At 72.4% G+C, this 26,557-nt stretch carries 21 protein-coding genes; 12 read left to right on the top strand and 9 right to left on the bottom strand.

Features of this window, described 5'->3' with window-relative positions:
- Positions 1-96 precede the first annotated feature (96 nt).
- Positions 97-1,047, top strand: a complete 951-nt coding sequence (locus AC3IPY_RS17165; protein WP_489185479.1) for an FKBP-type peptidyl-prolyl cis-trans isomerase — start codon at positions 97-99, stop codon at positions 1,045-1,047.
- Positions 1,048-1,328: 281 nt separating this feature from the next.
- On the opposite strand, the gene AC3IPY_RS17160 is transcribed toward AC3IPY_RS17165, so the two are convergent.
- From AC3IPY_RS17160 to AC3IPY_RS17145, 4 genes are all read right to left on the bottom strand, one after another.
- Positions 1,329-1,949 (bottom strand): ECF transporter S component, encoded by a 621-nt coding sequence (locus AC3IPY_RS17160; protein ID WP_489185478.1) that lies wholly within the window; start codon positions 1,947-1,949, stop codon positions 1,329-1,331.
- A 2-nt stretch (positions 1,950-1,951) separates the two neighbouring features.
- Complete coding sequence (locus AC3IPY_RS17155) at positions 1,952-2,821, bottom strand: siderophore-interacting protein (protein WP_489185477.1); 870 nt, start codon at positions 2,819-2,821, stop codon at positions 1,952-1,954.
- A 99-nt stretch (positions 2,822-2,920) separates the two neighbouring features.
- Positions 2,921-3,910, bottom strand: coding sequence for an energy-coupling factor transporter transmembrane component T family protein (locus tag AC3IPY_RS17150; RefSeq protein WP_489185476.1), 990 nt, complete (start codon positions 3,908-3,910; stop codon positions 2,921-2,923).
- Complete coding sequence (locus AC3IPY_RS17145; protein ID WP_489185475.1) at positions 3,907-5,646, bottom strand: ABC transporter ATP-binding protein; 1,740 nt, start codon at positions 5,644-5,646, stop codon at positions 3,907-3,909. Before AC3IPY_RS17145 ends, AC3IPY_RS17150 begins: the two co-directional genes overlap by 4 nt.
- A 189-nt stretch (positions 5,647-5,835) precedes the next feature.
- On the opposite strand from AC3IPY_RS17145, the gene AC3IPY_RS17140 reads away from it, so the two are divergent.
- Together AC3IPY_RS17140 and AC3IPY_RS17135 are read left to right on the top strand one after the other, a co-directional pair.
- Positions 5,836-6,252 carry a transferase gene (locus AC3IPY_RS17140; RefSeq protein WP_489185474.1) on the top strand — a complete coding sequence of 139 codons (417 nt, stop codon included), beginning with the start codon at positions 5,836-5,838 and terminating at the stop codon, positions 6,250-6,252.
- A 337-nt stretch (positions 6,253-6,589) separates the two neighbouring features.
- A complete protein-coding gene (locus tag AC3IPY_RS17135; protein WP_489185473.1) occupies positions 6,590-7,156 on the top strand; it encodes an alpha/beta fold hydrolase in 567 nt (188 codons plus the stop codon).
- 245 nt (positions 7,157-7,401) lie between these two features.
- Here the strand turns inward: AC3IPY_RS17135 and AC3IPY_RS17130 are convergent, their stop codons facing one another.
- On the bottom strand, positions 7,402-8,484 hold the full coding sequence (locus AC3IPY_RS17130) for an LLM class flavin-dependent oxidoreductase (protein ID WP_489185472.1): 1,083 nt from the start codon (positions 8,482-8,484) through the stop codon (positions 7,402-7,404).
- Positions 8,485-8,744: 260 nt separating this feature from the next.
- Between AC3IPY_RS17130 and AC3IPY_RS17125 the strand changes: the two genes are divergently transcribed.
- The 3 genes from AC3IPY_RS17125 to AC3IPY_RS17115 all read left to right on the top strand — a co-directional run bounded on the left by AC3IPY_RS17125 (position 8,745) and on the right by AC3IPY_RS17115 (position 13,123).
- Complete coding sequence (locus AC3IPY_RS17125) at positions 8,745-10,274, top strand: FAD-binding oxidoreductase (RefSeq protein ID WP_489185471.1); 1,530 nt, start codon at positions 8,745-8,747, stop codon at positions 10,272-10,274.
- Positions 10,275-10,465: 191 nt separating this feature from the next.
- A complete protein-coding gene (locus tag AC3IPY_RS17120) occupies positions 10,466-11,815 on the top strand; it encodes a DUF4407 domain-containing protein (protein WP_489185470.1) in 1,350 nt (449 codons plus the stop codon).
- A gap of 126 nt (positions 11,816-11,941) precedes the next feature.
- Complete coding sequence (locus AC3IPY_RS17115) at positions 11,942-13,123, top strand: baeRF3 domain-containing protein (RefSeq protein WP_489185469.1); 1,182 nt, start codon at positions 11,942-11,944, stop codon at positions 13,121-13,123.
- Positions 13,124-13,131: 8 nt separating this feature from the next.
- Here AC3IPY_RS17115 and AC3IPY_RS17110 read toward each other — a convergent pair whose 3' ends face one another.
- Positions 13,132-13,521 carry a hypothetical protein gene (locus tag AC3IPY_RS17110; RefSeq protein WP_489185468.1) on the bottom strand — a complete coding sequence of 130 codons (390 nt, stop codon included), beginning with the start codon at positions 13,519-13,521 and terminating at the stop codon, positions 13,132-13,134.
- Positions 13,522-13,656: 135 nt separating this feature from the next.
- On the opposite strand from AC3IPY_RS17110, the gene AC3IPY_RS17105 reads away from it, so the two are divergent.
- Together AC3IPY_RS17105 and AC3IPY_RS17100 are read left to right on the top strand one after the other, a co-directional pair.
- Positions 13,657-14,658 (top strand): LLM class F420-dependent oxidoreductase, encoded by a 1,002-nt coding sequence (locus AC3IPY_RS17105; RefSeq protein ID WP_489185467.1) that lies wholly within the window; start codon positions 13,657-13,659, stop codon positions 14,656-14,658.
- A gap of 26 nt (positions 14,659-14,684) precedes the next feature.
- Positions 14,685-15,596, top strand: a complete 912-nt coding sequence (locus AC3IPY_RS17100) for a hypothetical protein (RefSeq protein WP_489185466.1) — start codon at positions 14,685-14,687, stop codon at positions 15,594-15,596.
- 17 nt (positions 15,597-15,613) lie between these two features.
- Here the strand turns inward: AC3IPY_RS17100 and AC3IPY_RS17095 are convergent, their stop codons facing one another.
- Positions 15,614-15,889 (bottom strand): glutaredoxin family protein, encoded by a 276-nt coding sequence (locus AC3IPY_RS17095; protein ID WP_489185465.1) that lies wholly within the window; start codon positions 15,887-15,889, stop codon positions 15,614-15,616.
- 81 nt (positions 15,890-15,970) lie between these two features.
- Between AC3IPY_RS17095 and AC3IPY_RS17090 the strand changes: the two genes are divergently transcribed.
- Positions 15,971-16,399, top strand: a complete 429-nt coding sequence (locus AC3IPY_RS17090) for a YdeI/OmpD-associated family protein (RefSeq protein WP_489185464.1) — start codon at positions 15,971-15,973, stop codon at positions 16,397-16,399.
- Positions 16,400-17,173: 774 nt separating this feature from the next.
- Here the strand turns inward: AC3IPY_RS17090 and AC3IPY_RS17085 are convergent.
- Positions 17,174-20,983: a TM0106 family RecB-like putative nuclease gene (locus AC3IPY_RS17085; protein WP_489185463.1), complete on the bottom strand. Its 3,810-nt coding sequence runs from the start codon at positions 20,981-20,983 to the stop codon at positions 17,174-17,176.
- Between the two features lie 150 nt (positions 20,984-21,133).
- Positions 21,134-21,757 carry a TetR/AcrR family transcriptional regulator gene (locus tag AC3IPY_RS17080; protein ID WP_489185462.1) on the bottom strand — a complete coding sequence of 208 codons (624 nt, stop codon included), beginning with the start codon at positions 21,755-21,757 and terminating at the stop codon, positions 21,134-21,136.
- Between the two features lie 139 nt (positions 21,758-21,896).
- Between AC3IPY_RS17080 and AC3IPY_RS17075 the strand changes: the two genes are divergently transcribed.
- From AC3IPY_RS17075 to AC3IPY_RS17065, 3 genes are read left to right on the top strand one after another with little or no spacing between them, the layout of a single operon-like run.
- Positions 21,897-23,528, top strand: coding sequence for a purine-cytosine permease family protein (locus tag AC3IPY_RS17075; protein ID WP_489185461.1), 1,632 nt, complete (start codon positions 21,897-21,899; stop codon positions 23,526-23,528).
- Positions 23,525-24,571 carry an agmatine deiminase family protein gene (locus tag AC3IPY_RS17070; protein ID WP_489185460.1) on the top strand — a complete coding sequence of 349 codons (1,047 nt, stop codon included), beginning with the start codon at positions 23,525-23,527 and terminating at the stop codon, positions 24,569-24,571. The genes AC3IPY_RS17075 and AC3IPY_RS17070 overlap by 4 nt, the downstream gene beginning before the upstream one ends.
- Positions 24,568-26,385, top strand: coding sequence for an amidase (locus AC3IPY_RS17065; RefSeq protein ID WP_489185459.1), 1,818 nt, complete (start codon positions 24,568-24,570; stop codon positions 26,383-26,385). Before AC3IPY_RS17070 ends, AC3IPY_RS17065 begins: the two co-directional genes overlap by 4 nt.
- Positions 26,386-26,557: the final 172 nt, after the last annotated feature.

Here is a 26,557-nt window from a genome sequence, read left to right as displayed (position 1 = left end):
TTGATCGGGTCGGATGCGAGGGATTCAGGCAATGGAAAGCCGAAGCGTGCAGACTGGAGGCATCCTGCTTTCCGATCGAATCGAGAAGACTCCCTCATGAATCGTGCCCTGCGTCGCGCTGCGCCCGTCGCGCTCGCCACCGCCGCAGCCGCCCTGCTCCTGGCCGGTTGCGCCGGAGCCGGCGACCCCGAAGCCACCCCCACGCCCACGGCGGCCGCCTGCATGGACGTCCCGTCGGGCGACCTCAGCGACGCGGTCACGGTCGAGGGCGACTTCGGCGGCGTGCCGACCGCGACCTTCGACACGCCCCTCGAGGCCGACGAGCTGCAGCGCACCGTCGTCACCGAGGGCGACGGCGAGACCACGACCGCCGGCGACAGCGTGAACGCGGTCGTCACCGTGTTCGCCGGATCGACCGGCGATCAGCTGTTCTCGCAGCCCGCCACCATCACCGCGGGTGACGCGAGCGTGTTCGAGGCGTTCCTCTCGGGTGTCGACTGCGTGCCCACCGGTACCCGCAGCGTCACCGTCGCCCCCGCCGCCACGCTCTACGACGGCGCCGGCAACGAGAACATCGGCCTCGCCGCCGACGAGGACGTCGTGATCGTGGTCGACGTCAAGGAGCCGCTGACGGCCTCCGAGTGGACCGAGAACGTGCCCGAGGTGAAGTTCGGCGCCGAGGGCGAGGCCCCCACGGTCACGCTGCCCGACACCGCGCCGCCCGCCGACTTCCAGCTCAAGGTGCTCGAAGAGGGCGACGGCGACGTCGTGCAGGCCGGCGACACCGTCACGCTCGACTACCAGGGCACCAGCTGGGACACCGGCGAGGTCTTCGACCAGAGCTACGGCGGCGACCCCGCCCAGTTCTCGACCGACCAGGTCATCCAGGGCTTCGGCGCAGCGCTGATCGGCCAGAAGGTCGGCACCAAGCTGATCGTCACGATCCCGCCCGAGTACGCCTACGGCACCGACAAGGATGCCGCCGAGCTCGGCGGACAGACGCTCGTCTTCCTCGTCGAGATCCACGACACCGCGCCCGCGGCGTAACACCGGGGAGCCGTCGGCGAGCGCGCCGGCGAACGCGAACGCGAACGCGAACGGGCCGCGGCGATCACTCGCTGCGGCCCGTTCTGCATCTCTGCTGCACGAGTTGCTGCACGAGTTGTCGCACGAGTTGCTGCATGAGTTGCAGGAAGATTCAGGCGGTTGCCGGCGCGTCCGGATGCCGCGGCACGGCGTTTCGGGTTTTCTTCCTGCAGTTCCCGGTTCCCGATTCCCGGTTCCCGATTCCCGAGTTCCGAGTCGCGGCGAGGGCAGTGGCGGATGCCTCAGGCCTGCGTTGCGGTCTCGGTCGACACCGCGGCATCCGTTCGGCTCGCGGCATCCGCAGCCTTCACCCGTCGTACCGGACGCTGCAGGCCGCGCGCGACGCCCGTGCGCTCGAGTCGGCCCGCGACGAGCAGGCCGAGCCAGACGCCCGCGAGGTTCGACAGCACCGAGAGCGCGGGGTACGCGATCTGCGCCCAGAGCGGGAACCGGTCGACGCCGAGGAACGGCATCGAGTAGAGCGCATAGGGCAGCGCGAAGGCGGCCGCGCCGACGTAGAAGATCCACGGGCGGAACGAGCGGTACAGCCCGATCGCGATCGGGATCTCGACCATCGCGCCGATCATGAGGCAGGTGAGGATGGCCGACGGACCCTGCGGGGTCAGCACCGCGTTGATGAGGCCCGCGATGAGCGAGGTCAGCAGGGCGACGCCCGGCTGCCGGATCAGGGCCAGCGCCACCACGAACGGCACACTCCAGATGCCCGCGAACGCGGCGTAGAGCAGCGGGATCGCGGGCGCGACCGTGGTCGAGAGCACGAAGGCGGGCACGAGCAGCAGACCGGCGGCGGCACCGATCGCGGCGCAGGTGAGCAGCAGGCGGGTGGGCACGTTCAGGCGCATGGTCAGGCTCCGATCAGCTGGGCGGTCTCGATGGCGGGTGCGCCCTTCGGCAGGCGCCAGTACCCGCAGAAGCTCACGTCGCTCTTCGCCCACGCGCGTTCGTTCACGAGCAGGCGACGGATGCCGGTGGCCAGCCCCGACTCGCCGACGGCGTAGGCGTGGGCGACGACGTCGCCGGGGATCTCGAGGGCGGATGCCGCGGTGTAGGCGGCCGCGCCTGGGCGGTCGTGGTGCTCGCGCACGATCCAGTGCACGACGATGCCGGCGGGCTTCGGGAACTCCTGCGCGTCATCGGCGTGGGGGACCTCGACGATCGCGGCACCGCGCGCATCGGTCGGGAGGGAGGCGCAGATGCCCGCGACGGCGGGCAGGCCGGTCTCGTCGGCGACGAGGAGGAACCACGCCGCCTCGTCGGGCGCGTCGAAGCCGTAGCCCTCGTCGAGGAGGCCGATGCGGTCGCCCGCGCGGCATCCGGCCGCCCAGGACGCCGCGACGCCCTCGAGCCGGCCCGTCTCGGGGCTCTCGTGCAGCACGAAGTCGATGTCGAGCTCGGCGCCGCGATCGGCCGTGGCCGCCCGGTGCTCGCGCACCGTGTAGTTGCGCATCGTCGGCCGCACGGCCTTGGGGGTGCGCAGGAGCTGCGCGTAGCCGAGGTAGCCGTCGCGGTCGGGCAGGCGCACCTCGTCGGCGCCCTCTGGCGGGAGGAACAGGCGGAACCACTGGTCGTATCCGCGCGGCGTGAACCGGTCGATCTCGCCGGCGCCGACCGTGACGCGCACGAATGACGGGCTCACGCGGGCGGTGGCGAGCACCTCGAGCTCGATGGGCGTCGTGCGCTCGGTCTTGACCTGACGGCTATGCGTCTTGGACATCGGGGGTCCTTCCGGTGGCGGGGTTCGGGAGGGGGTCGGATGCGGCGGAGCCGGAGGCATCCGCTCGGGTCGTGGACGTCGTCGCGAGGGCGCCGCCGCTCACAGCCCGACCTCCGTGCGGTCGGGCGTGACGCCGCCGAGGCCCGCCTGCAGCGCCCACCAGTAGATGGCGACCGAGACGATCCAGAAGAGCAGGACGAAGACCGTGTCGCGCACGCGCCAGCGGCTGATGGTGCGCTCGGTGCGCGTCGGGTGGGCGCCGAACGCGCGCGCGTCCATGGCGAGGGCGACGCGCTCGGCGTGCCGGATGGCGCTCGCGAGCAGGGGGATCGCCGTGCCGATCGTGCGTCGCACCGCCGCGATCGGACCGCGTCCGGCGTCGGTGCCGCGAACGCGGTGCGCGGCCCGGATGACCTCGAGCTCGTGGCCGAAGCGCGGCACGAACCGCAGTGCGGCCAGGGCGGTGTAGCCGATGCGGTAGGGCACGCGCAGGTTCTGCACGAGCGCGCGCACGAGCTCGGGGCCGCTCGTCGTGAGCCCCGCGAGGAGCGAGAGCATGAGCAGGGCCGCGATGCGCAGCGCCGTCGCGAGGCCCACGAGGTAGGCCGCGAGCGTGAAGCGCCAGTCGCCGATCTCGAGCAGGACCACGGATGCCGCGGCGCTGCCGCCCTCGATGCGGTCGGGGTCGACCCAGATGCCGAAGCTCAGCCCGAGCACGAGGATCGCGACGGGAACGCCGATGAGCAGTGCGGCCAGCGCGCGGCCCGAGAGCTTCGCGCCGATGACGAGCAGGCCGAGGGCGAGCACGATGAACGCCAGCGGGATCGCGATGCCCCGCGTGAAGATGAGGGCGAGCATCACCGGCAGGGGTGCGGCGAACTTCGCGAGCGGGTTGAGGTGGTGCAGGAAGCGGATGCCGCTCGTCGGCGCCTGCTCGGCATAGGGGTCGCGCACGGGGGCGCCGGCCGGCGCGGCGCCGACCGGGGCGCTCTCGGGTCGAGTCGGGAGCGAGGCGACCGCGTCGAGACCCTCGTCGCCGGCCCCGATGCGCGAGACGGTCGACCCCGAGGCGGGCGTCGTGGCGCTCATGCGGCGGCCCGATCGCCGACGGGAAGCTGCGACATCCGCGTGACCGCGTGCCATTCGGGGTGCCGCTCGAGCCCGCGGGTGGCGCGCGCGAGGGGCGGATGCCGCAGCCCGGCCTGCTCGATGAGCGGCCCGGCGAGCACCTCGGCGGTCGGGCCGGTGCCGAGCAGGCGTCCGTCGCGCATGACGGCGATGTGTGTGGCGTGGTCGGCGACGAGCTGCAGGTCGTGCGTCACGACGAGCACGGTCGTGCCGTCGGCGTTGAGACCGGCCAGGATGTCGAGCAGCTCGGAGGCGCGGGCGCGGTCCTGCCCGAACGTCGGCTCGTCGAGCGCGAGCACGGGCGCGCCGGCGACGAGCGCGGTGCCGACGGAGAGGCGGCGCTTCTGCCCGCCCGAGAGCAGGAACGGGTGCCGGTCGCGGTGCTCGGTCAGGTCGAAGCGCGCGAGCATGCGCTCGACCTCGGCGTGCCGGGTCGCCTCGTCGACGCCCTGCAGGCGCAGGCCGAGCTCGAGCTCCTCGGCGACGGTGTGCGCGACGAACTGGTGCTCGGGGTTCTGGAACACGAACCCGATCTGGCGTGCGCGGGCCCTGGCGTCGGCGCGCGAGGGATCCATGCCGAGCACGTCGACGCTGCCGCGCGGCGCCGGGATCACGCCCGCGATCGCCTGCAGCAGTGTGGTCTTGCCCGCGCCGTTGGTGCCGACGATGGCGAGGAAGTCGCCGGATGCCACGTCGAGATCGACGCCATCGACCACGATCGGTCCGCGCTTGCCGCCGCGGCGCACCGAGCAGTCGCGCACGCGGATGGCGGGCGCTGCCGAACGCCCGGCGGGCCCGACCGATGCGGGGGCGGATGCCTCGGCGCGGGGCTCGGGCAGCACGTCGACGCCGTCGAGGGCGGCGCCGAGCTCCGACGGGCTGAGCGGCAGCGGGTCGAGCACGACGCCCGCGTCGCGGAGCCGCATCGCGGCGAGCGTGGAGACGGGCAGCCAGACGCCGAGCGCGAGCAGTTCTCCGGCGCGCTCCTGCAGCACCTCGCGGGCGGGACCGTCGATCACGAGGCATCCGGATGCATCGAGCACGACGACCCGGTCGACGATGTCGACGGCCGCATCGAGGTTGTGCTCGACGAGCACGATGGCGTGGTCGCGTTCGCTCGCGAGCTCGCGGAGCACGGCGTAGACCTCGTCGATGCCGGCCGGGTCGAGGTTCGCGGTCGGTTCGTCGAGCACGAGCACGGGCGCCGCGAGCGCGAGCGCGCAGGCGACGGCGAGGCGCTGGCGACCGCCGCCCGAGAGCACGTCGGGGTTGTCGGCGCGGCGCTCCCACAGGCCGACGAGCTTGAGCGCGCGCTCGGCGCGTTCGAGCACCTCGGCGGCGGGCACGAGCTGGTTCTCGGGGCCGAAGCAGACCTCGTCGAGCAGCGTGCCGGTGACCACCTGCGCGTCGGGATCCTGGAAGACCATGGCCACATGCTCGCTGAGCTCGGCGACGGGGTGCTCCGCGGTGTCGAGTCCGGCGACGCGCACGGTGCCCTCGAGGGTCGCGGGCACGGCGTGCGGGATGAGTCCGTCGAGCGCGAGCGCGAGCGTCGACTTGCCGCATCCGGAGGGCCCGAGCAGCAGCACGACCTCGCCGGGGCGCACCTCGAACGAGACGTCGGACGGGGTTGCGCGGGTCGCCTCGTCGTGGCGGATGCTCACGCCGTCGAGGGTGATCAGGGGGTGTGCGTTCACGTGGTCTCGCCAGATCGGCCGGCCGGGCACCGGAGGGGGCTGCCGACCCGTCGTCGGCTTAGGACAGCCTAACCTTCGGCGCCGGATGCCGCGACCACGCCTTCGCCCGGGAAGCCGGGAATGCACGGGCCCCACCGTGTGTTGTACCAATGTCCGGGTGCGGAGGATCCGCGCCGGAAGGAGGAGAACGTGGGCATCAGTTACGTCGAGTTCGAAGACGAAGCCGGAGTCCTGCGTCGCTACCGCAAGCACGTCAACGGCCGTGGTCTCGTCTCGACGACCGCGAAGGTCGATGCGACCGCCTTCGTCGATCCGACGGCGTACGTCGACCCCGGGGCCGAGGTGCAGCGAGGCGCGCAGATCGAGCACGGCGCGTGGGTCGAGGCCGGGGCGATCGTCGCCGAGCGTGCGACCGTGGGCGTGAACGCCCGGGTCGGACAGCGTGCCGTCGTCGGCCGCAACGCCGTCGTCGGCCCGTTCGCCGTCGTCGGCTCCGAGGCGCGCGTGCAGAACGGCGCCAGGGTCCCCCGCGAGTTCGTCGTGGAGTCGGCCGCCGAATACGAGGCGTCGGGCGACGACCTGCGCCGGCTCGGCCTCGCGGCCTGAGCCGGTCGGCGGTCGAGTAGGCCGCTCGCGGCCTGAGCCGGTCGAGTAGGCCGCTCGCGGCCGTGGCCGAGACACGTCAGCACGGACTCGCCGGTCGAGTAGGCCGCTCGCGGCCGTGGCCGAGACACGTTCTCGACGAGCAGTCTCGGCCGTCCCGATTGGTCCAGGCGACCCGGTCTCTGAAAATGCGGCTGCACGGCTGCATGGCTGCATGGCTGCATGGCTGCACGGCTGCACGGCTGCACGGTTTGCCGAGCGACCGTTCCACCCGCCCGTCTATCGGGGTCCGCCGGGGCGGCGTGAATGTGTGGTCGGGCGTGACGCTACGGTGATCAGCATGATCGAGGTTCACGATCTCAATCCGTCGAGCACGTCAGCGCCGGTTGCATTGCTTCTTCCAGGGATGGGGTACTCAGCGCAAGCTCCGTTGCTCTACTGGTCGGCCGATGCGCTGATCGAAGCAGGCTGGCATGTGTACGCCGTCGCGTGGAAACCGCCGGCCGACGTGCTCGAGCATGCCCGGATCTTCGTTGAGCATGCTCTCGCGCTCGCCTATGCCTCGATCGGTGAACCACCTCGACTCGTGATCGGGAAGTCGCTCGGCGCGTTCGCCTTGCCCTCCTGCGTCGGTGCCGGCATCCCGGGTGTCTGGCTCACGCCCGTCCTCGCCGACCCCGACATCGTCGGAGCGCTCCGGGAGGCATCGGAGCAGCATCTGGCGGTCGGTGGTGATGCTGACGCCGCCTGGCAACCCGAGGCGGTCGGCGAGACCAAGGCGGCCCTGGTCACGCTCGCCGGGATGAACCACAGTCTCGAACTCGTACCGGGTGACTGGCGCGCTTCGATCGCTGCGCAAGCGGAAGTCGTCGAACGCATTGCGGCCCACGCAGCCGCAATCCGATAGATTCAGCCGAGGCCGGGCGCGGTCTCCGACGAAACTCGCGCCACTTCGCCACTTCGCCACTTCGCCACTTCGCCACTTCGCCACAGGGTTTCCCGAAGGGACGTCCCGGCGGGAGCCCGGATTCGGCGCCGACTCGCCGACTCGACCGCCGGCCCTGTGCTTGCGGGGACCCGCCGGTCGAGCAGGCCGTCCCGCGGCCATGTCGAGACCCAGCGCGAGCCATGGCCTCGGTACGGCGCCGGCGCCTACTCGGCCGGCTGCGTCAGTTCGCGCGCCAGCAGTTCGAGGGTCTGCTCGCGACCGGGCGCGGCATCCGCCGGCTCCGCGCTGAAGGCACCGGCGATCGGCGAGATCATGACCTCGTCGATGCCGTGCCGGGTCGCGAGCGTGCGCAGCTCGGATGCCGCGGCCGACGGGTCGCCGATGATCCAGCGCCGTTCCATGCCGGTGATGACCTCGTCGACCATGCTGTCGGCGGGTGCGGCCTGCGCCTCCTCGACGGTCTCGAGTTCGCGCATCGGACGGTTCGCGCGCAGGCGCGCCATCGCGCGCAGCTGGGGGAGGGCGCGCGCCCGTGCCTCCTCGAGCGTCGGGGCGACCGAGACGTTCGCCGTGAGGAAGGTCTCGGGAGCCGGGTGCGCCTCGCTCGGCTGGTACTCGGTGCGGTAGAGCTCGAGCGCGCGCTCGAGGCCCTCTCCGGAGAAGTGGTTCGCGAAGACGTACGGCAGGCCGAGTTCGGCGGCGAGCTTGGCCGAGTAGTCGCTCGAGCCGAGCAGCCAGACCCGAGGGGTGCCGGTCGCCGCGGGCGTCGCCGTGATGCCGTATTCGCGTCCGCTCGTCAGGCGCAGCGTCGCGCCGTCGGGGGAGACGAGGCTCAGGATGTCGGTGATGTGGTCGGGGAACCGGTCGACGTCGGCGGTCGGCCCCGAGATGCGCAGCAGCTGCGTGATGACGGGGTCGCTGCCCGGTGCCCGGCCGAGCCCGAGGTCGATGCGGCCCGGTGCGATCGCCTCGAGCGCGGCGAACTGCTCGGCCACCACGAACGGCGCGTGGTTCGGCAGCATGACGCCGCCCGATCCGACGCGGATGCGCTCGGTCTGCGCGACCGTCGCCGCGATGAGCACCGGCGGCGTGGTCGACGCGACCGACCGCATGTTGTGGTGCTCGGCGAACCAGTACCGGGTGAACCCCAGCCGGTCGGCGAGCTTCGCGAGACCGACGGATGCCGCGACGGCCTCCGCACTGCTCTGGCCGCTCCGCACGGGAACGAGGTCGAGGACGGACAGGCGCAGGGACGGCAGGGCTTCTGACGGCAGTGTTTCGGACATCCCTTGCCACAACCTCTGGGCTTCGCGGGGTATTCCGAGCCCCAGGCATCCGCTCGCTCGACCGCGCTCGCCGTGGCCGCGGCATCCGCTCGCGTCGAGGGATAACCCTGAGCCAGGAGCAGGGTCGCCACTGGCGCGGGCCGCATGCGGCGGTCGTTGTATGGGGTTCGCGTTCGTGCGTGCCGACGGGATCCCCCGCGGCCGTCCGCCTCCGGAGCGAGGCCAGGGCCCGCGGCGCGACCCATCGAAAGGAACCACCAGTGAACACCCCTGTGTCCGGTGCCGCCTCGGGCGCCGCCGAACCCCTGTCCGCCACGTTCGGCCCGGCCTCCGGTGCCCGGCCGACCGCACCCGTCGCCGACCTCGCGTCGGCGCGCGCCCGGCACGACGCCGACCGCGACGCGGGTCTCGCCGCACTCGCCGACCGCCTCGGCGGACGGCTCAGCCTGCCGGGCGACGCCACGTGGGACGTCGACCGCCTCGCCTGGAACCTCGCCGTCGACCAGCGGCCCGCGGCGGTCGTGGTCGCGGCCGCCGTCGGCGACGCGCTCGAGACCGTGCGCACCGCCGCGAGCCTCGGGCTCGGCGTCGCCGCGCAGGCGACCGGCCACAACGCCGGCCCGCTCGCCGCGCAGCCGGGCTTCGACGAGGTCGTGCTGCTGAAGCTCTCCGACCTGCGCGGCGTCGCGATCGACGCGGAGGCCCGAGTCGCCCGCATCGAGCCCGGCGCCCAGTGGGGCGACGTCGTCGCGGCCGCCGCGCCGCACGGCCTCGCCGCGCTCGCCGGATCGTCGCACGACGTCGGCGTGATGGGCTACACGCTCGGCGGCGGCGTCAGCTGGCTCGCCCGGTCGCACGGACTCGCCGCGAACCAGGTGCTCGCGGCCGAGATCGTGACCGCCGACGGCCGCCTGCGCCGCATCGACGCCGAGCACGACGCCGACCTGTTCTGGGCGATCCGCGGCGGCGGCGGCGACTTCGGCGTGGTCACCGCGCTCGAGTTCCGCCTCTTCCCGATCGCCGAGGTCGTCGCGGGCATGCTGCTCTGGCCCCTGGACGCCGCGGAGCAGGTGCTGCCCGCCTGGGCGGCCTGGACCGCCGAGCTGCCCGACAGCGTCACCTCGACCGCTCGCGTCCTGCGCCTGCCGGCGCTGCCCGAGCTGCCGCCGTTCCTCTCCGGGCGAGAACTGCTGGTCGTCGAGGCCGTCTGCCAGGAGAGCCCGGAGCGCGCCGCCGAACTGCTCGCGCCGCTCCGCGCGTTCGAGCCCGAGATCGACACGGTGCACCCGCAGCCGGTGGCCGAGCTGCTGCAGCTGCACATGGACCCGCCCCAGCCGACGCCCGGCGTCGGCGACGGCATGATGCTCACCGACCTCGCACCGGAGGCCGTGCGCGCGTTCCTCGCCGCCGTCGGGCCCGGCACGGACAGCGCGCTGGTCTACGCCGAGCTCCGCCACCTCGGCGGAGCCGTCGATCCGGATGCCGCACTCGCCCTCGCCGCCGACCACGAGGTGCCGGCGCCCGGCGTCGTCGCGGGCTTCGAGGCCCGGTACCTGGTGTTCGCCGGCGGCATCCCGATGCCCGGGCTCGGCGACGCGCTCATCGCCTCGCTCGGCCGCCTGTTCTCGCGGATCGAACCGTGGCGTGCGCCCGTGGAGTACCTGAACTTCAGCGAGACCCGGCGTCCGGCCGAGCGCCTCTTCGGCGAACGCGTGCACCGCCTGCGGGCGATCAAGCGCACGGTCGATCCGCGCGGGCTGATCCGGTCGAACCACCCCGTGCTCGGCTGAACGCCGTGCCGAGGCATCCGCTCGAGGCATCCGCTCGGCAGGTCGTGATCGCACGCCGTCGGGCGGATGCCGCGGGCCGGATGTCTCAGGGTCGACTCGGGGGATTCCCCCAGTGACGTCGACTCCTGTGCGGAGTAACGTGACGAGTCTGACTCGGCCGGGTGGACCGGCCGGAACGGATCGGGGGGCCGATGAGCCGGATCGGTGACACGCTCGCGACGCTCGGCGGTGCGCGGGCCGACGTGCTCGAACGGGCGTCGGGCCAGCGCCAGCGGTACGTCGCCATGGGGCTCGTGCTCATCGCCACCGCGGTCGTCTCGGCTGCCGCGGCCTCGTTCGCGCTCGCGATGGCGCTCGCCGCATCGGTCTGGGTCGCGATCGGCGTCGGCATCTGCTGGGGCCTCGTGATCCTCGCGATCGACCGCATGCTCATCGTGGGCATGCCGAGGCAGCCGAAGAAGTCGGCGAACATCTGGCTCGCGCTTCCGCGCGTCGCCCTCGCCCTCGTGATCGGCGTCGTCGTCGCGACCCCGATCACGCTGCAGGTCTTCGAGCGCGAGATCACGGCCGAGACCGAGGTCATGGTGCTCGAGGCCAAGCAGGCGTTCGAGGAGGAGCTCGCGTCCGATCCGCGGTACGCCGAGCTCGACGCGCTCACCGAGAGCGTCGCCGCGCAGCGGGCGCTCATCGCCGACGGCGGGCGGGCGGCGCTCGCCGCCGACCCCGACTACGTCGCCGCACAGGCCGCGACCGCCGCCGCGCAGGCCGCCTACGACGAGGCGAACCGGGTCTGGCTCGCCGAGCTCGACGGCACAGAGGGCACCGGCATCATCGGCGACGGGCCCATCACGCAGTCGAAGAAGCTCGACCGCGACGGCAAGCTCGCCGCCCTCGACGCCGCGAAGGCCGCCGAGGCCGAGGCGAAGGCGCAGGCCGAGGCGCGCATCGAGGAGGGCTCGGTCGAAGCCGTCGCCCAAGCCGAGCAGACCCTCGCCGCCGACAGCGCGAAGCTCGACCGGCTGACCGCGGCGCGCGACCTCGAGGCCGCGCGCTACGACGCGGCCGCCGACCAGAGCACGGGCATGCTCGCCCGCCTCGACGCGCTCTGGCGCATCGGCGAGCGCAACGGCATGCTCGCGTTCGCACACCTCATGATCGCGCTGCTCTTCGTGTGCATCGAGCTCATGCCCGTGCTCACGAAGACGCTGCAGAACCTCATGGTGCCGACCGCGTACGACGAGGTTGCCCAGCTCACCGACGACACGATCGTCGCGTCCGAACGCGAACGCGCGGCCGAGCAGCTGCGCGCCGCGCACGACGAGTCCGCCCCGAGGCTCGACGTCGCCGAGTACCGCGCCGGGCTCCGCCGCGAATCGGGGCGTCGTGTCGCCGATGCCTTCGTCGCGAAGCAGGAGGAGGCCGAGCTCGCCGCCGTCGACGAGTGGGCCGAGCAGCGGGCGCCGTTCATCGCGGCCCGTGCCGTGCGCGAGTGGGAGCAGGACTCCGACGGCGCGCCGGTCGTCACGGCGCCGCGCGGGTGAGCGCGTCGGGCGCGGCGTCATGCACCGCGGCGTCACGTGGCGCTCTGGGGGTGTCGCTCGAGGCCTCGCCTTCATAGGCTGGGGTGCAGCGACATCGCCGTCGCACGATCCACGGGGGAGGAACGAATGACGCTCCATCACGAGCTGCCGACCAGCGCCGATTTCGCAACACTGGCGGGTGAACACCGACCGGCCATCACCGTCTACGCCTCGACGTCGCCCGTGGTCAACGAGCGCGAACGGGCCGAGGTCTCGGTCAAGAGCGCGTTCGACCACGCGATCGACCAGATCAAGCTCGGCGGGGCTCCGGCCTCCGAACTCGACGCCCTGCGCCGCGAACGCGACGGCGTGCTCGGCGATCTCACCCTGTGGGGCGCGCTGTCCCGCTCGCTCGCGATCTTCGTCGCCCCGGGCTTCAGCGAGGTGTTCGTGCTGCCGAACCGGCTCGACGACGCCTGGCACGTCGGCTCGCATTTCACGCTCGGACAGCTGCTCCGCGCGCCCAGCCAAGATCAAGAGGCGTTCGCCCTCACCCTGTCGGCGCACGAGTGGAAGCTCTGGCACGCCACGCCCACCCACCGGGCCGAGCCGCTCGAGACCGACCCGTCGCATCCGGCCGACCTCGATGCCGCGACCAACCGCGAGCCAGGCGAGAACAGCCCGCGCGGCGGCCAGCACGGCGACCGCGGCGAGGTCGGCGACGAGCGCGGCAAGAAGCTGCTCGACATCTACGCCAAGCGCATCGCCGATGCGACCAAGCACGAGCTCGCCGCCATCGACCCCGACGGCCGGGTGCCGCTCTTCGTCTTCGCGGCCGAACCGCTGCTCAGCGCCTTCGTCGACCGCTCGCGCAACGGCCGACGCGTCGTCGGCGTGGGCGGATCGCCCGACCGGCTCGGCGCCTCCGAGATCGACTCGGCCCTGCGCGAGCAGCTCTCGCGCCTGAACATCGCCGAGGCGGATGCCGCGCTCCGAGGTCTCGCCGAGGCCAACGCCGGCCGGGTCGAACGCGACCTGGCGGCCATCGCGAGGCTCGCCGCCGACGGCGCCGTCGAGACCATCTGGTTCGACTTCACGACCTCGGTCAACGGCACGCTCGACCGCGAGAGCGGCGCCATCGAGTTCGCGACCGGCAACGGCACCGGCGACGCCCTCGACGACGGCACGCCGGCGGGCGACCTGCTGCCCCAGCTCGCCCTGCTCGTGGCCGCCAAGGGCGGCAAGGTCGTCACCGTGCGCGGCGACGACCTCGACGGCGGTTCGTGGCACGGACCGGCCGTGGCCGAGCTGCGCTTCGCGCTCGCCTGACGCCGGGTTCAGGAGACGACGACGGATGCCGCAGCACGACGGCTCGCGGCATCCGCTCGCCCTTCGCTCGCGACCTGCTCGATCACGGGGATGCTGAACGGCTCGCGCCAGCCGAAGCGGATCACGATCTCGGTCGCCCGCGAATCGTCGATGATCGCCTCGACCGACGTGTCCACCAGCACGCGCGGGCGACCGGTGCGCGGTGCGCGCTCGCGGAGCTCGAGCCAGAGGCTGTCGGGGTGCGGAACGACGCCCGGGTTCGCGGCCGCGAGCGAGAGCTCCCAGCCGCTCGTCGGGCAGAGGCCGAAGCCGGTGACGTGCACGATGCGGCCGGTCGACGAGGTGACCGCCGTGGCGGTGAAGTCCTGAGCGGAGAATTCGCAGTGAGTCGTGTTCATTCCGAGCACCATACGGATGCCGCGACCGGGCGTCCTCAGGGACAGCGCTGAGATCGCGGCATCCGCTCGTGCTGTTCTCCGTGTTCGTTCTCCGGTCCCGCCCTCCGCGCTCGCGCTCGTCCTAGGCTGAACGACATGCGTTTCGGAATGTTCATCCCCCAGGGCTGGCGCCACGACCTCGTCGACATCGACCCGGCCGCGCACTGGCGGACCATGCACGACCTCGCCGCGCACGCCGATGCGCCCGACTCCGGCTGGGAGTCGATCTGGGTCTACGACCACTTCCACACCGTGCCGGTGCCGAGCGAGACCGAGGCCACCCACGAGGCGTGGACGCTCATGGCCGCGTTCGCCGCGTCGACCTCGCGTGTGCGCCTCGGCCAGATGTGCACCTGCGTCGCGTACCGCAACCCCGCCTACCTCGCGAAGGTCGCCGCGACCGTCGACGTCATCTCGGGCGGTCGCACCGAGATGGGCATCGGCGCCGGATGGTACGAGCACGAGTGGCTCGCCTACGGCTACGGCTTCCCCGACGCGCCCACCCGGCTGCGCGCGCTGCGCGAGGGCGTCGAGGTCATGCACCAGGCCTGGACGACCGGCCGCGCGAGCCTCGACGGCGAGTTCTGGCAGATCACGGACGCCGTCGTGCAGCCTCGCCCGCTGCAGCCGGGCGGCATCCCGATCTGGGTCGCCGGCGGCGGCGAGAAGGTCACGCTGAAGATCGCCGCGAAGTACGCGAGCTACACGAACTTCAACGGCGGCGCCGAGATGTTCAGCCACAAGAGCGAGGTTCTGCGCGGCCACGCCGAGGCGATCGGCCGCGACTTCGACGCCATCGTGCGCAGCGCGAACTTCAACACGGTGGTCGGCACGGATGCCGCGGACGTCGAGCGCCGGCTCGCGCAGATCGAGGCGCGCGTGGCCCCCCACCTCGGACCGGCCGGCACCGAGCGCTACCTTGCGGGATTCCACTCGGACGACGCGGCCGTCGGAACGGTGAGCCAGGTCGTCGCGAAGCTCGAGGAACTCCGCGACCGCGGCCTCGGCTACGCGATCCACTACTTCCCGGGCATCGCCTACGACCGCAGCGGGCTCGAGCTGTTCGAGGCCGAGGTCATCCCGGCGCTCGGCGAGTAGCGGGCAGGGCACCTGAGGAGCGGCGCATGCGGTGGCAGCCCGAGGTCGCGCGCGGCGCATGGATCGCCGGGCGCATCGACTGGTCGGCGGCACCCACCGCGTCGATGCACTCGGTCGTGCCGCGCGGGTTCCCCGCGTATGCGCGCGTCTTCCACCCTCTGGAAGGACTGCGGCCGGTCGGGGCCACGTGGCAGGATCTGCGCGCCTCCGACCGGGCGGAGCCGACGGGGTGGGAGTCGCGTTCGGTGACCTGGCGGTCGGTCGCGGGCGAGCTCGGCGTGACGTGGCATCCGCTCGTGCAATGGGAGTCGATCGCCCGTGCGAGCGGCGATGACGGCAGGTGGAACGGTGTTCCCGGACCCGACGGCTGGCGCTGCGGCCCGCCGATGACCGGGTCTCCCGGAACCCACGCGTTCGCCACGATCGCGGGCGTGCTCGCACGGTACACGGCGACGCCCGATGCAGGGCAGGCCGCCGTCTGGGAGGGCCACGGCGGACTCTTCTCGAACGACGGCGTATCGGTGCTCAGGCTGTTCGCCGATGACGAGCTGGCGTCGACGGCTGAATCCGATCCCGGTCATGACAGGAGGCCACCGCTCGCCCCGGAGGTCGACGCCGGCCCGCGCCTGGAGCTTCCGGCACGCTCGCATGTGCTGTTCGATGCCGGCATCGATGAACTGATCGGCGATTCCTGGCCCGAGCGTGCACCGTGGGTCGACGACCCCGGGCCATGGTCGGTGACACCGAGCCTCGTCTGGCCGGAGGATCGCGCCTGGGTGCTCGTGAGCGAGGTCGACTTCGACTCGACCGTCGTGGCCGGCGGCGCGGAACTCATCGCCGAGCTCCGCGCGACGCCGGGCCTCGAGGTCGAGGAGATCCCCGAGGGCGCCGACCTCAGCTCGCTCGGCGACCGCGTGAACGGCTCATCGCCGGAGTAGCCGCGTCGCGGGGTCGGCTACGCGGCGACGGCCTCGTCGAGCTTGGCGCCGAGCTCGGCGTCGGTGGGCTCGGTGAAGTGCGTGCCGTCGGGGAAGACGACCACGGGGATCTGCGTGCGGCCCGAGATCGCCTTGGCGCGGTCGGCGCCGTCGAGCTCGACCTCGAGGTCGACGTAGTCGTAGTCGACGCCACGGGCGTCGAGCAGCGCCTTCGAGCGGCGGCAGTCGATGCACCACTCGGCGCCGTACATCGTGATGCGGGCGGGGTTCAGGTCAGACGAGGGGGAGGTCATGCTCATAATCTACGTTCCGACGCTGAACGGTATTCCCAGCCAGGGCTGCGGCGACTTCGGGAGCGGTGGCAGACTCGCGGCATGCGATTCGAGTCGACGATGCTCCAGACCGGCAACAACACGGGCATCGAGGTGCCCTACGAGGTGATCGAGGCACTCGGCGCCGGCCGCAAGCCGCCCGTGCTCGTCACGGTCAACGGCTTCGAGTACCGCAGCACGGTCGCCGTGATGGGCGGCAGACACCTGATCCCGTTCAGCGCGGAACGGCGCGCGGCGTCGGGCATCGGCGGTGGCGACGCGATCGTGGTCGACCTGGAGGTCGACACCGCACCGCGCACGGTCGAGGTGCCCGGGGACCTCGCCGCGGCGCTCGACGCGGCAGGCGCACGCGCCGCCTTCGATGCGCTGTCGCCGAGCGCCCGCAAGGCGCATGTGACGAATGTTGAGTCGGCGAAGGCGCCAGAGACCCGCCGTCGCAGGATCGAGTCGATCGCCGCCAAGCTCTCCTGACGGGCGGATGCCTCGCCTCGGCGCTGCGCTTCCCCCGGCCGAGTCGATCTCTCGGTGGTTCAGACGGGTGACCGTGAAGAACGATGTGGTGATGTGGTGTGCGCCACTTGGCCACTTGGCTACTTGGCCACGGCCTTCGCGGGGGCGGACACCCACGACGGGGAGCGGGTTGGTTCTCCTGGCTGACGGGCTTGAGAGACGGGAACTGCTCAGGAAACGCTGGCTACACGGCTACACGGCTACACGGCTACACGGCTACACGGCTACACGGCTACACGGCTGCACGGCTGCACGGCTGCACGGCTGCACGGCTGCACGGCTGCACGGCTGCACGGCTGCACGGCTGCACGGCTGCACGGCTGCACGGCTGCACGGCTGCACGGCTGCACGGCTGCACGGTTTGAAGCGCAGTTCGAGAAGGCCACCTCCCGCCGGCGACGTTCCGCCCGGGTTCAGTCGAGGTGGGGCGTCGGGGAGGAAACGAATGCCGAAGTGTCGAAGTGCCGAAGTGCCGAAGTGCCGAAGTGCCGAAGTGCCGTCGGGTCGAAACCAAAGGGGCCGACGTGCCGCAGCATGGCCTCGCCCAGGGCGCGGGTCGACCGTGACGCCGCGCAGAATGCACCGAAGCACCGCCCGCTTCATCAGTGACACCGCCTTCCGGGCGACGAGCAGGATGCACGATGCGGGGCAGCATTCCCAAGCTTGAGGCGCGATGTCGAGGTGGCGAGGTGGCGAGGTGGCGAGGTGGCGACGTGCCGCGCAAGCGCCCTGGCCTCAGCTCGGGCTGAGCAGCAGTTCGGGTTCGGTGGTGCGGGCACGGTCGGCGCCGACGAGACGCACGAAGGCGCTGAGCTGGGCGACGCCGGTCGGGGTGTAGGGCAGGGCATCGAGCAGGCCCGGGGAGTAGAGCAGGTAGGCCGCCCACTTCGCCCGGGAGATGGCGACGTTGAGCCGGTTCTTCAGCAGCAGGAACTCCACGCCCCGTGGCGCTGAGGCAGCGCTCGACGCGGCGAGCGAGACGATCGCGACCGCGGCCTCCTGGCCCTGGAACTTGTCGACGGTGCCGACCGGCACGTCGTGGAAGCCGGCGTCGTCGAGCGCCCGACGCACGCAGGTGAGCTGGGCGTTGTAGGGCGTGACCACGATGAGGTCGCGCTGCTCGAGGGGGCGCCCGGCCGCGGCATCCGCTCGCTCTGGATCGATGCCGCCGCTCGAGATGCCGCCCGTCGAGATGCCGGCGGTCGAGATGCCGGCGGTCGAGATGCCGCCGGGGCTGCCGACGCCGGTCGGCGTCTCGGTCGGGTCGATCCAGGTGCGGCCGAGCAGCGCGGCGACGCAGTCGACGACGACCGCGGCCTCTTCGACCGAGGCGACGGTGTTGCCCTCGTGGGCGACCGGCAGCGGTACGAGCCCGGGGTGCACGCCGTCGAGGGATCGGGTCGAGGCGACCTCGTGCGAGTGCAGCTCGCCCTCGTAGGAGAGACGGGAGACCGGGGCGGCGACGGCCGGGTGCATGCGGCGACTCTCGGCGAGGAAGATGCCGAACTCGGGGGGAAGCACGTCGTGGCCGTCGGCGATCCAGCCGAGCGCCGAGGTGTCGACGGGCTCGAGGTGGATGCCCTGGCTCACCTGCGGCAACTGCTGAGGGTCGCCGAGCAGCAGCAGGTTTCGGGCGGCGACCGAGGTGGCGATGGTCGAGGCGAGCGAGAACTGCCCGGCCTCGTCGATGACGAGCAGGTCGAGTGACCCGCGCGGCACGCGGTCGGCGTTGGCGAAGTCCCACGCGGTGCCGCCGACGACGAACCCGGTCGTGGCGTGCGCCTCGGCGAACTGCGCGAGTCCGTTGCGACGCTTGTCGAGGCGCGTGTACTCGTGGGCGAACGGCTCGGCGTCGTCTTTGGGCGCCTTGCCGACGAGGTCGGGCGTGAGTCCGGCGCGGATGGTGGCGTCGAGCACGTTCTCGACGACGGCATGCGACTGCGCGACGACGCCGATCTTCCAGCCGTGCTGGGACACGAGGCGGGTGATCACGTGCGAGGCGACGTAGGTCTTGCCCGTGCCGGGAGGGCCCTGCACCGCGAGGTAGGAGTCATCGAGCTGCTGCACGCCCGCGATGACGGCGCCGACGTAGTCGTGCTGCGCGACGAGCGACGCGACCGTGCCGAGCGAACCGGCCGCGCCGGCTGCGCTCGCCACGCCGGCTGCGCCGATGATGTCGGTCGCGCCGACCTTGCCGGTGGCGCCGACCCCGATCCCGAGCCCGTCACGGGTGCGCGGCGCCGACCGGCGCAGGATGTCGACGGCGGGGTTCGTGGGCCAACGGGGCCAAGCCCTGGCGACCTGCTCGCCCCACGCGGCGATCGCGTCCTTCTGGCGACCGGCGGCCGGCGGGGACCCGGGCACGACCGCCATGGGCAGCGCCGACCAGGTCTCGCCCTCGACCGCGAGCTCTTCGACGACCACGCCGTCGTCGAGCACCTCGACGATCTGCACGCCTCGCGGGGTGCGCGAACCCGGCCGCGACACCATGCGGCCTGCGAAGGGTGCGGGCGAGTCGTAGAGCACGAAGACGCTGCCGCCGACCGAGAACCTCGAGCCGGGGGCGATGCGCCCGCGGAGTCGCACGTGACGGCGCTCGGCCTGCTTGCCCTCCGGCACGAACCACGGCTCGACGACGGCGGATGCCTCGGGGTCGACGACGATGACGTCGCGCTGCTCCTCCCAGCCCTCGAGCGGCTGCTCGAGGCGGAAGTAGTGCGCCCACCAGAAGCTCTTCGCCTCGCGGTCGTGGTAGTCGATGGCCGCCGCCGCGAGCGCGAGCGCGGTGTGGTCGGCGTCACGGTCGGGGTCGTCGCGCGGGCCGGCGAGCTGCTGCAGGTGCAGGGCGATCGGCGACGGCTCGTGCACCCGGCCCTCGGCCTTGGCGACCTCGACGAGCTGCGACTCGGGCACCGACGGGACCCCGGCACCTCGGGCGAGGGCGAGCAGCCAGTCGCGCAGGCGCAGGGTCGACACGCAGTCGTAGCGGTTGTAGTCGGCGAGGTCGTCGAGCACATGCTGCGCTGCGGCCTCACCCGAGAGCCCGGTGGCGGGATCGGTGGCGCCCGAGGCGGCGAGATCGCGGGCGCGCACGTACTCGAGGATCGAGTCGCCGCCCGACTTGACCTCGGCCTCGCGCAGCTCGGTGCCCATGTAGAGCGGCTCGAGCTTCTTGATGGAGTACGAGCGGCTGCCGACGCGAACGGCACGCTTGACGACGGGGTAGAGGTCGACGAACACGCCGTCGGAGAGCAGTCGGTCGACCTCGGCCTCGCGCACGCCGTGCCGGGCGGCGATCGAGAGCAGGTGCGCGCGCTCGTAGTTGGCGTAGTGGTAGATGTGCATGTTCGGGTGCGCGGCGCGACGCAGCGCCACGAGGTCGAGGAACCGCTCGAGCGCGACCTTCTCTTCGGCGAAGCTGTGCGCCCAGAGCGGCGTGAACGCCTCGTCGACGTCGACCATGCCGAACAGGTAGTCGATGCCCCAGTCTTTGGCGGGCCCCTCGGTGTAGAGCGGGTCGCCCTCGAAGTCGAAGAAGAGGTCGCCCGCGTCGGGCTCGGGGATCGCGGAGAGCGACGCCGGGTCGCGCAGCGCGATGGGCGGTGCGAGCGGCGGGTCGTCGGGGGAGCGCGTGCCCGAGCCCGCTTGAATGAGCGCCGTCGCCGTGAGTTGGGCGGCCTCGGCCTGCAACTGCAGGCGGGCCTGGAGGCGCAGGTTGGCGAGCGTCGCGTCGAGCACGCCGGGCACGGGCGCGTCGGATGCCACGAGCCCGTCGATCGTCGTGATGCCGGCCTCGGCGAGGGCGACGCGTTGCGTGACGCGGAGCCCGGCGACGAGCAGCACGTCGCGATGCGCCTGCACCTCGAGGTCGCAGGTGGGGCAGCGCCCGTCGAGCCCGTAGCGGGGATCGCCCCAGGCGACGGCCTCGCTGTCGGCGAGTCGTTCGGCGATGATGCGCTCGAGCCGCTCGCGTCGCAGCCGGTAGACGGGCGCGATGTCGTCGAGGCGGTGCGTGCTCGTGGTGCCGTCGCCGAGCAGGAGCTCGACGGTGTCGGCGCGCGGCACCCCGATGCGGTCGAGCTGCTCGGCGTAGGCCGCCAGTTGCAGCAGCGCGGTGACCTTGGCGCGGCGGGCGAGCTTGCTGTCTTGCACGAGGTAGCGGCCGTCGGGCTGACGCACGATGAAGTCGGCGAACCCGATGAAGCCGTCGTCGGCGAAGGTCGCCTGGAACACGACCGGCGCGCCGGCGGCGAAGGCGGCGTTGGTCGCCTCGACGGCGGCGGCCACGGCCTCGGCGTCGCGCACCGACGGGCGCTCGATCTCGACCACGCCTGGGCCGAACTGCTCGCGGTAGCGCTCGAGCACGCGCAGCTCGTGGGCGTCGCCCATGCGCCCCGAGCGCTCGAGCATCGCGTCTTCGGGGTCGGGCACGGCCTCGATGCGGCCGAGCTTGGCGTCGAGCGCACGCAGGAACGCGAACTCGCATTCGGACGCCTTCTTCAGGTCGCTCGCGCTCGTGACCACCGTGCCGTCGACCAGATACATCGGGTTCCCTTCGCCGTGCCTGCCACGCTAGTCGCGGCATCCGACATCGCATCGCGTTGCGCCCGCCCCCGCGGCATCCGCTCGTCTGCCGAATCTCCGAATCGGGCAGACTTCGCGTCGAGGCATCCGCCCGGGCCGAGGGTGCCGCCTTCAACCCGCCAGCGCGCCCCGGTGCAGACCGAGCATGCCCTCGACGGCGTGGCCGATGCGGGAGCCGCGGTCGCCGGAGTGCTCCCAGCGCACGAGCGCGTGGGCGTTCAGGCCGTCGATCATGCCGAGCACCTGCCAGGCGACGGATGCCGCGTCGTCGGTCTCGAACTCGCCCGCGGCGACGCCCGCCTCGATGATGCCCTGCAGAAAGGTGCGCCAGTCGTCCATCTCGTCGCGCACGCGCTGGGCGAGCGCCTCGTTGCGCCGGCCGAGCGCCCACGCCTCGACCCAGATGACGGTGACGTCGTCGCGCGTGCCGTCGAGGAGGGTCTCGAGCAGCAGCGAGAGCCGAGCTCGTGGGCTCTCACGCGAAGCGACGAGCTCGCCGACCTCGGCCAGCTCGGTCGCGACGATGGTGCCGAACGTGTTCGCGACGAGGGAGTCCATGTTCGGTTCGTAGTGGGCGACGAGGGCCGGGGCCACGTCGATCTGCGCGGCGATGCTGCGCAGCGTCACGGCGTAGAGGCCGTGCTCGAGGGCGACCGTGCACGCGGCATCCGCGATCTCGGCGGCGCGCTCGGCGGGGGTCTTGCGGGCGGCCTTCTTGCGGACCGGTCTTGACATGTCGACCTCGGATGGGTAGCGTCGCTGCAACTTATTGATCGTGTGATCAATAGTAGGTCGAGTCCCCGATCCTGTCGAGCGCGCGCGAGAGATCGCGACGAATCGGCACCCTGATCGGGCGAGCAGAGAGTCCTCAACGATGAGCAACATCACCACCGCGACCCCGGATGCCGCAACGACGCCGCAGCCGTACGCGAGCGCGCCCTCGGGGCCGAACGCCGCGAACCAGGGCACCGCCGAACCCGCCGACCGCGCCGGCCACGTCGAGGCGCACGGCGCCGACTTCATCCCCGAGCACGAGCGCCACGGCAAGCCGCGCGAACTGTTCTGGGTGTGGATGTCGGCCAACGTCATCTACCTCTACTTCGTCGTCGGCGGCGTGCTCATGCTGCTCGGCCTGCCGGTCTGGGAGGCGCTGCTCATCACGGTGCTCGGCAACCTGTGGTGGGCGGCCGTCGGCCTCCTCGCGATCAGCGGCCCGGCGTCGGGCACCCCGAGCGTCGCGATCATGCGTGCGATGTTCGGCATCCGCGGCAGCCGGGTGTTCGGCGCGGGGCTCGGCGTGGCCATCGGCATCTTCTACGAGATCATCAACATCGCCTTCGCGACGCTGGCCGCCCTCGCACTCGTCGCGCAGCTCGGCATCGTGCTGCCCGCCGGCGCCGAGTGGGGCGTGCTCATCGTGGTCGCGGCGCTCAGCTTCGTCATCGGCATCTACGGGCACGCGACGATCCTGAAGCTCGCCCCGTACTTCTCGGCCGCGCTCGCCGTGGTCTTCATCGTGCTCGCCGTGTTCGTCTTCGGCGCGGCCGACTTCTCGTACTCCCCCGCGCCGCTCGACCCGGGCGAGCACTGGGCGATGCTGCTGCTCGGCTTCGCGATCGTCGCCTCGAGCCCGCTGTCGTGGGGCACCGGCGCCGACTACGCCCGTTACCTGCCGACGGATGTCTCCAAGCGCAAGGTCGCCACGTGGACGGCGCTCGGCGGCTTCATCCCGGCCATCTTCATCGGCACGCTCGGCGTCGTCGCCGGCACCGCGATCGACATGACCGACCCGCAGCTGACGATCGCCGAGATCGTGCCCGCCTGGTTCACGCCCGTGTTCCTGGCGATGATCGTGCTCTCGAGCATCACGAACAACGTGCTCGTCGCGTATTCCACGGGCCTCTACGCCCAGGGGCTCGGGTTCCGGATGCCTCGTGCGCTCACGGTCGTCGTGACCGGCGCCGCGGCGACGGCGGCGGCGGCCTGGCTGTTGTTCGTCGCTCCGAGCTTTCTCGACGCGCTGAACTCGTCGCTCGAGCTCGCCGTCACGGTGCTCGGCCCGCTCGTCGCGGTCTACGCGGTGGACATCCTGCTGCGCCGCAACCGCTACGACGGCCGTGCCCTCACCGACGAGCGCCCCGGAAGCCCGTTCTGGTACCGCGGCGGCGTGTTCTGGCCCGGCGTCATCGCGATGGCCGGCGCGACCACGGTCGCCGTGCTCATGGCGAACACGACGCTCTACGTCGGCCCGATCTCGAACGCGCTCGGCGGCGCCGACCTCTCGGCGATCGTCGGACCGCTGCTCGCCGGCGGCCTGTACGCCGTGCTCTGGCTGGGCACGAAGCCGTACCGCGACCCGGCCGCGCGGCCCGCGGCATCCGCTCGCGTCGATCTCGACGCCGCCGACCCTGCGACATCCGCTCGCGTCGATCCCGACCCCGCGACATCCGCTCGCACGACCGAAGAACGCGCAACAGCCGACGACAACCAGGAGGTGCCCGCATGACCTGGCGCATGCCCGCAGAGACCGCACGCCACGACCGCACGTGGATGGCCTTCCCGCGCGAGGGCCTGACCCTCGGCGAGACCGACGCCGAGCGCGAGGCCGGCTACGCAGCCTGGGCCGCGGTGGCCAACGCGATCGTGCCGTTCGAGCCGCTCACGATGGTCGTCGACCCGACCGAGACCGCCCGCGCCCGCCGCATGCTCGACGGCGCGATCGAGCTCGTCGAGGCACCGCTCGACGAGTTCTGGATGCGCGACTTCGGCCCCACCTTCGTCGTCGACGACGAGCGCCCCGGCGTGCTCGGCGCCGTCGACTGGATCTTCAACGGCTGGGGCGCGCCGGAGTGGGCCGAGTGGACGAAGTCCGCCGAGATCGCCCGCTTCGTCGCCGACCGCGTCGGGGCCGAGCTCGTGAGCTCCGTGCTCGTGAACGAGGGCGGCGGCATCCACGTCGACGGCGAGGGCACCGTGCTCGTGACCGAGACCGTGCAGCTCGACCCGCGGCGCAACCCGTACGCCGACAAGGCCCGCGTCGAGGCCGAGCTCGCGCGCACGATCGGTGCGACGAAGGCGATCTGGCTGCCCCGCGGCCTCGAGCGCGACTACGACGACTTCGGCACGAACGGGCACGTCGACATCGTCGCGACGATCCCCTCGCCCGGGAGCCTGCTGCTCCATCAGCAGCGCAACCCCGAGCACCCCGACTTCGAGGTCACGCGGGCCTTGCGCGCCCAGCTCGAGACCGAGACGGATGCCGCGGGCCGCCCCTTCGACATCGTCGACCTCCCGGCGCCCGAGACGCTGCGCGATCACGAGGGCTTCGTCGACTGGAGCTACGTCAACCACCTCGTGGTCAACGACGGCGTCATCGCCTGCGGTTTCGGTGAAGAGCGAGCGGATGCCGCGGCGAGAGAGATCCTCGAAGCCGCGTACCCCGGGCGCCGGGCCGTGACCGTCGACTCCCGCGAGATCTTCGCCCGCGGCGGCGGCATCCACTGCATCACGCAGCAGCAGCCCTCGCTCGAGGTGGGGGCGGCCCGATGACGCAGGCCGGCGGGGAGTTCGACGTCGTCGAGGCCTCGATCGCCGAGCTGCGCGCCGCGCTCGAGTCCGGACGCGTGACCGCGGTCGGGCTGCTCGACGCGTACCTCGCTCGCATCGCCGCCTACGACGGGCCCGGGACGTCGACCGCGCTCAACGCGCTCGTCGTGATGAACCCCGAGGCGCGCGCCGACGCGGAGGCATCCGACGCCCGTCGCGCCGCCGGGCGCGTGCTCGGCCCGCTCGACGGCATCCCGTACACCGCGAAGGACAGCTATCTCGCCCGCGGCCTGACCGCCGCCGCGGGGTCGCCGGCGTTCGAGCACCTCGTCGCACAGCGCGACGCCTTCACGATCGAGCGCCTGCGCGGCGCCGGAGCCGTGCTCATCGGCCTTACGAACATGCCGCCCATGGCGAACGGCGGCATGCAGCGCGGCGTCTACGGCCGCGCCGAGAGCCCGTACAACGCGGCCTTCCTCACGGCCGCCTTCGGCTCGGGCTCCTCCAACGGATCCGGCACCGCGACCGCGGCCTCCTTCGCGGCCTTCGGCCTCGGCGAGGAGACCTGGTCGTCGGGCCGCGCGCCCGCCTCGAACAACGCGCTCTGCGCCTACACGCCGTCGCGTGGCGTGATCTCGGTGCGCGGCAACTGGCCCCTCGTGCCCACGATGGACGTCGTGGTGCCGCACACCCGCACCATGGCCGACCTGCTCGAGGTGCTCGACGTGATCGTCGCCGACGACGCCGAGACGCGCGGCGACTTCTGGCGCGTGCAGACGTGGGTGGCCATCCCGCGTTCGTCCGAGGTGCGGCCCGACTCGTACATCGCGCTCGCGACGGATGCCTCGGGCACGACGGATGCCTCTGGCACGGCGGATGCCTGTGGCACGGCGGATGCCTCTGGCACGGCGGATGCCGCCGCAGCGCGCCTCGCGCTCGCGGGCCGGCGCCTCGGCATCCCGCGCATGTACGTCAACGCCGACCTCGACGCCGGCACGGCCGAGCCCGGACGCACGCCCGGCATCGGCGGAGCGACCGGGGAGCGCATCGAGACCCGGCCCTCCGTCATCGACCTGTGGGAGGCCGCCCGCCGCGACCTCGAGGCCGCCGGTGCCGAGGTCGTGCCCGTCGACTTCCCGGTCGTGTCGAACTACGAGGGCGACCGCGTCGGAGCCCCGACGATCGCGACCCGCGGACTCGTGACGCCCGAGTACCTGCGCCGCGAGATCGTCGACCTGTCGGCGTGGGCGTGGAACGACTTCCTCGACGCCAACGGCGACCCCGCACTGCGCGCGCTCGCCGACGTCGACGGATCCCGCATCTTCCCGCAACCCGAGGGCGCCCTGCCCGACCGCTACACGGGCTTCGACGACGACATCGCCGAGTACCCCGAGTGGGCGCGCTCGCACCCCGGCGCGACCCTCGCCGACATGCCCGAGCTCGAGGTCGGCCTGCGCGGACTCGAGGAGACCCGCCGCGTCGACCTCGAGACGTGGATGGACGGGCTCGGCCTCGATGCCGTCGTGTTCCCCGCGGTCGCCGACGTCGGCCCCGCCGACATGGACGTGCACGAGGCATCCGCAGATCTCGGGTGGCGCAACGGCGTCTGGGTCGCGAACGGCAACCTCGTGCCGCGGCACCTCGGCATCCCGACGGTGACGGTGCCCATGGGCACCATGGCCGACATCGGCATGCCGGTCGGGCTCACCTTCGCCGGACGCGCCTACGACGACACCGCGCTGCTGCGCCTCGCCGCCGCCTTCGAGGCCACGGGCGCCCGTCGCACGTCGCCGCCGCGCACCCCCCGCCTCACCTGATTTCGCGCACGCCTCACCCGACCTGGGTCGCGCACGCCTCACCCGACCTGGGTCGCGCACGCCCCGAGTCGGATGAGGTCCCGCACCTGAGCCTCGTCTGGAGTGGCGCATTCCGCGTCTCGTGCGACGACGCACACGTCGCGACTCGCGTGAGCAGGCGATCGGTCGAGCC

It is taken from the genome of Agromyces sp. GL_144 (genome assembly GCF_057834305.1).
Note: the sequence above shows the minus strand (reverse complement) of the source record. Positions and strands in the feature narration are given on the sequence as shown.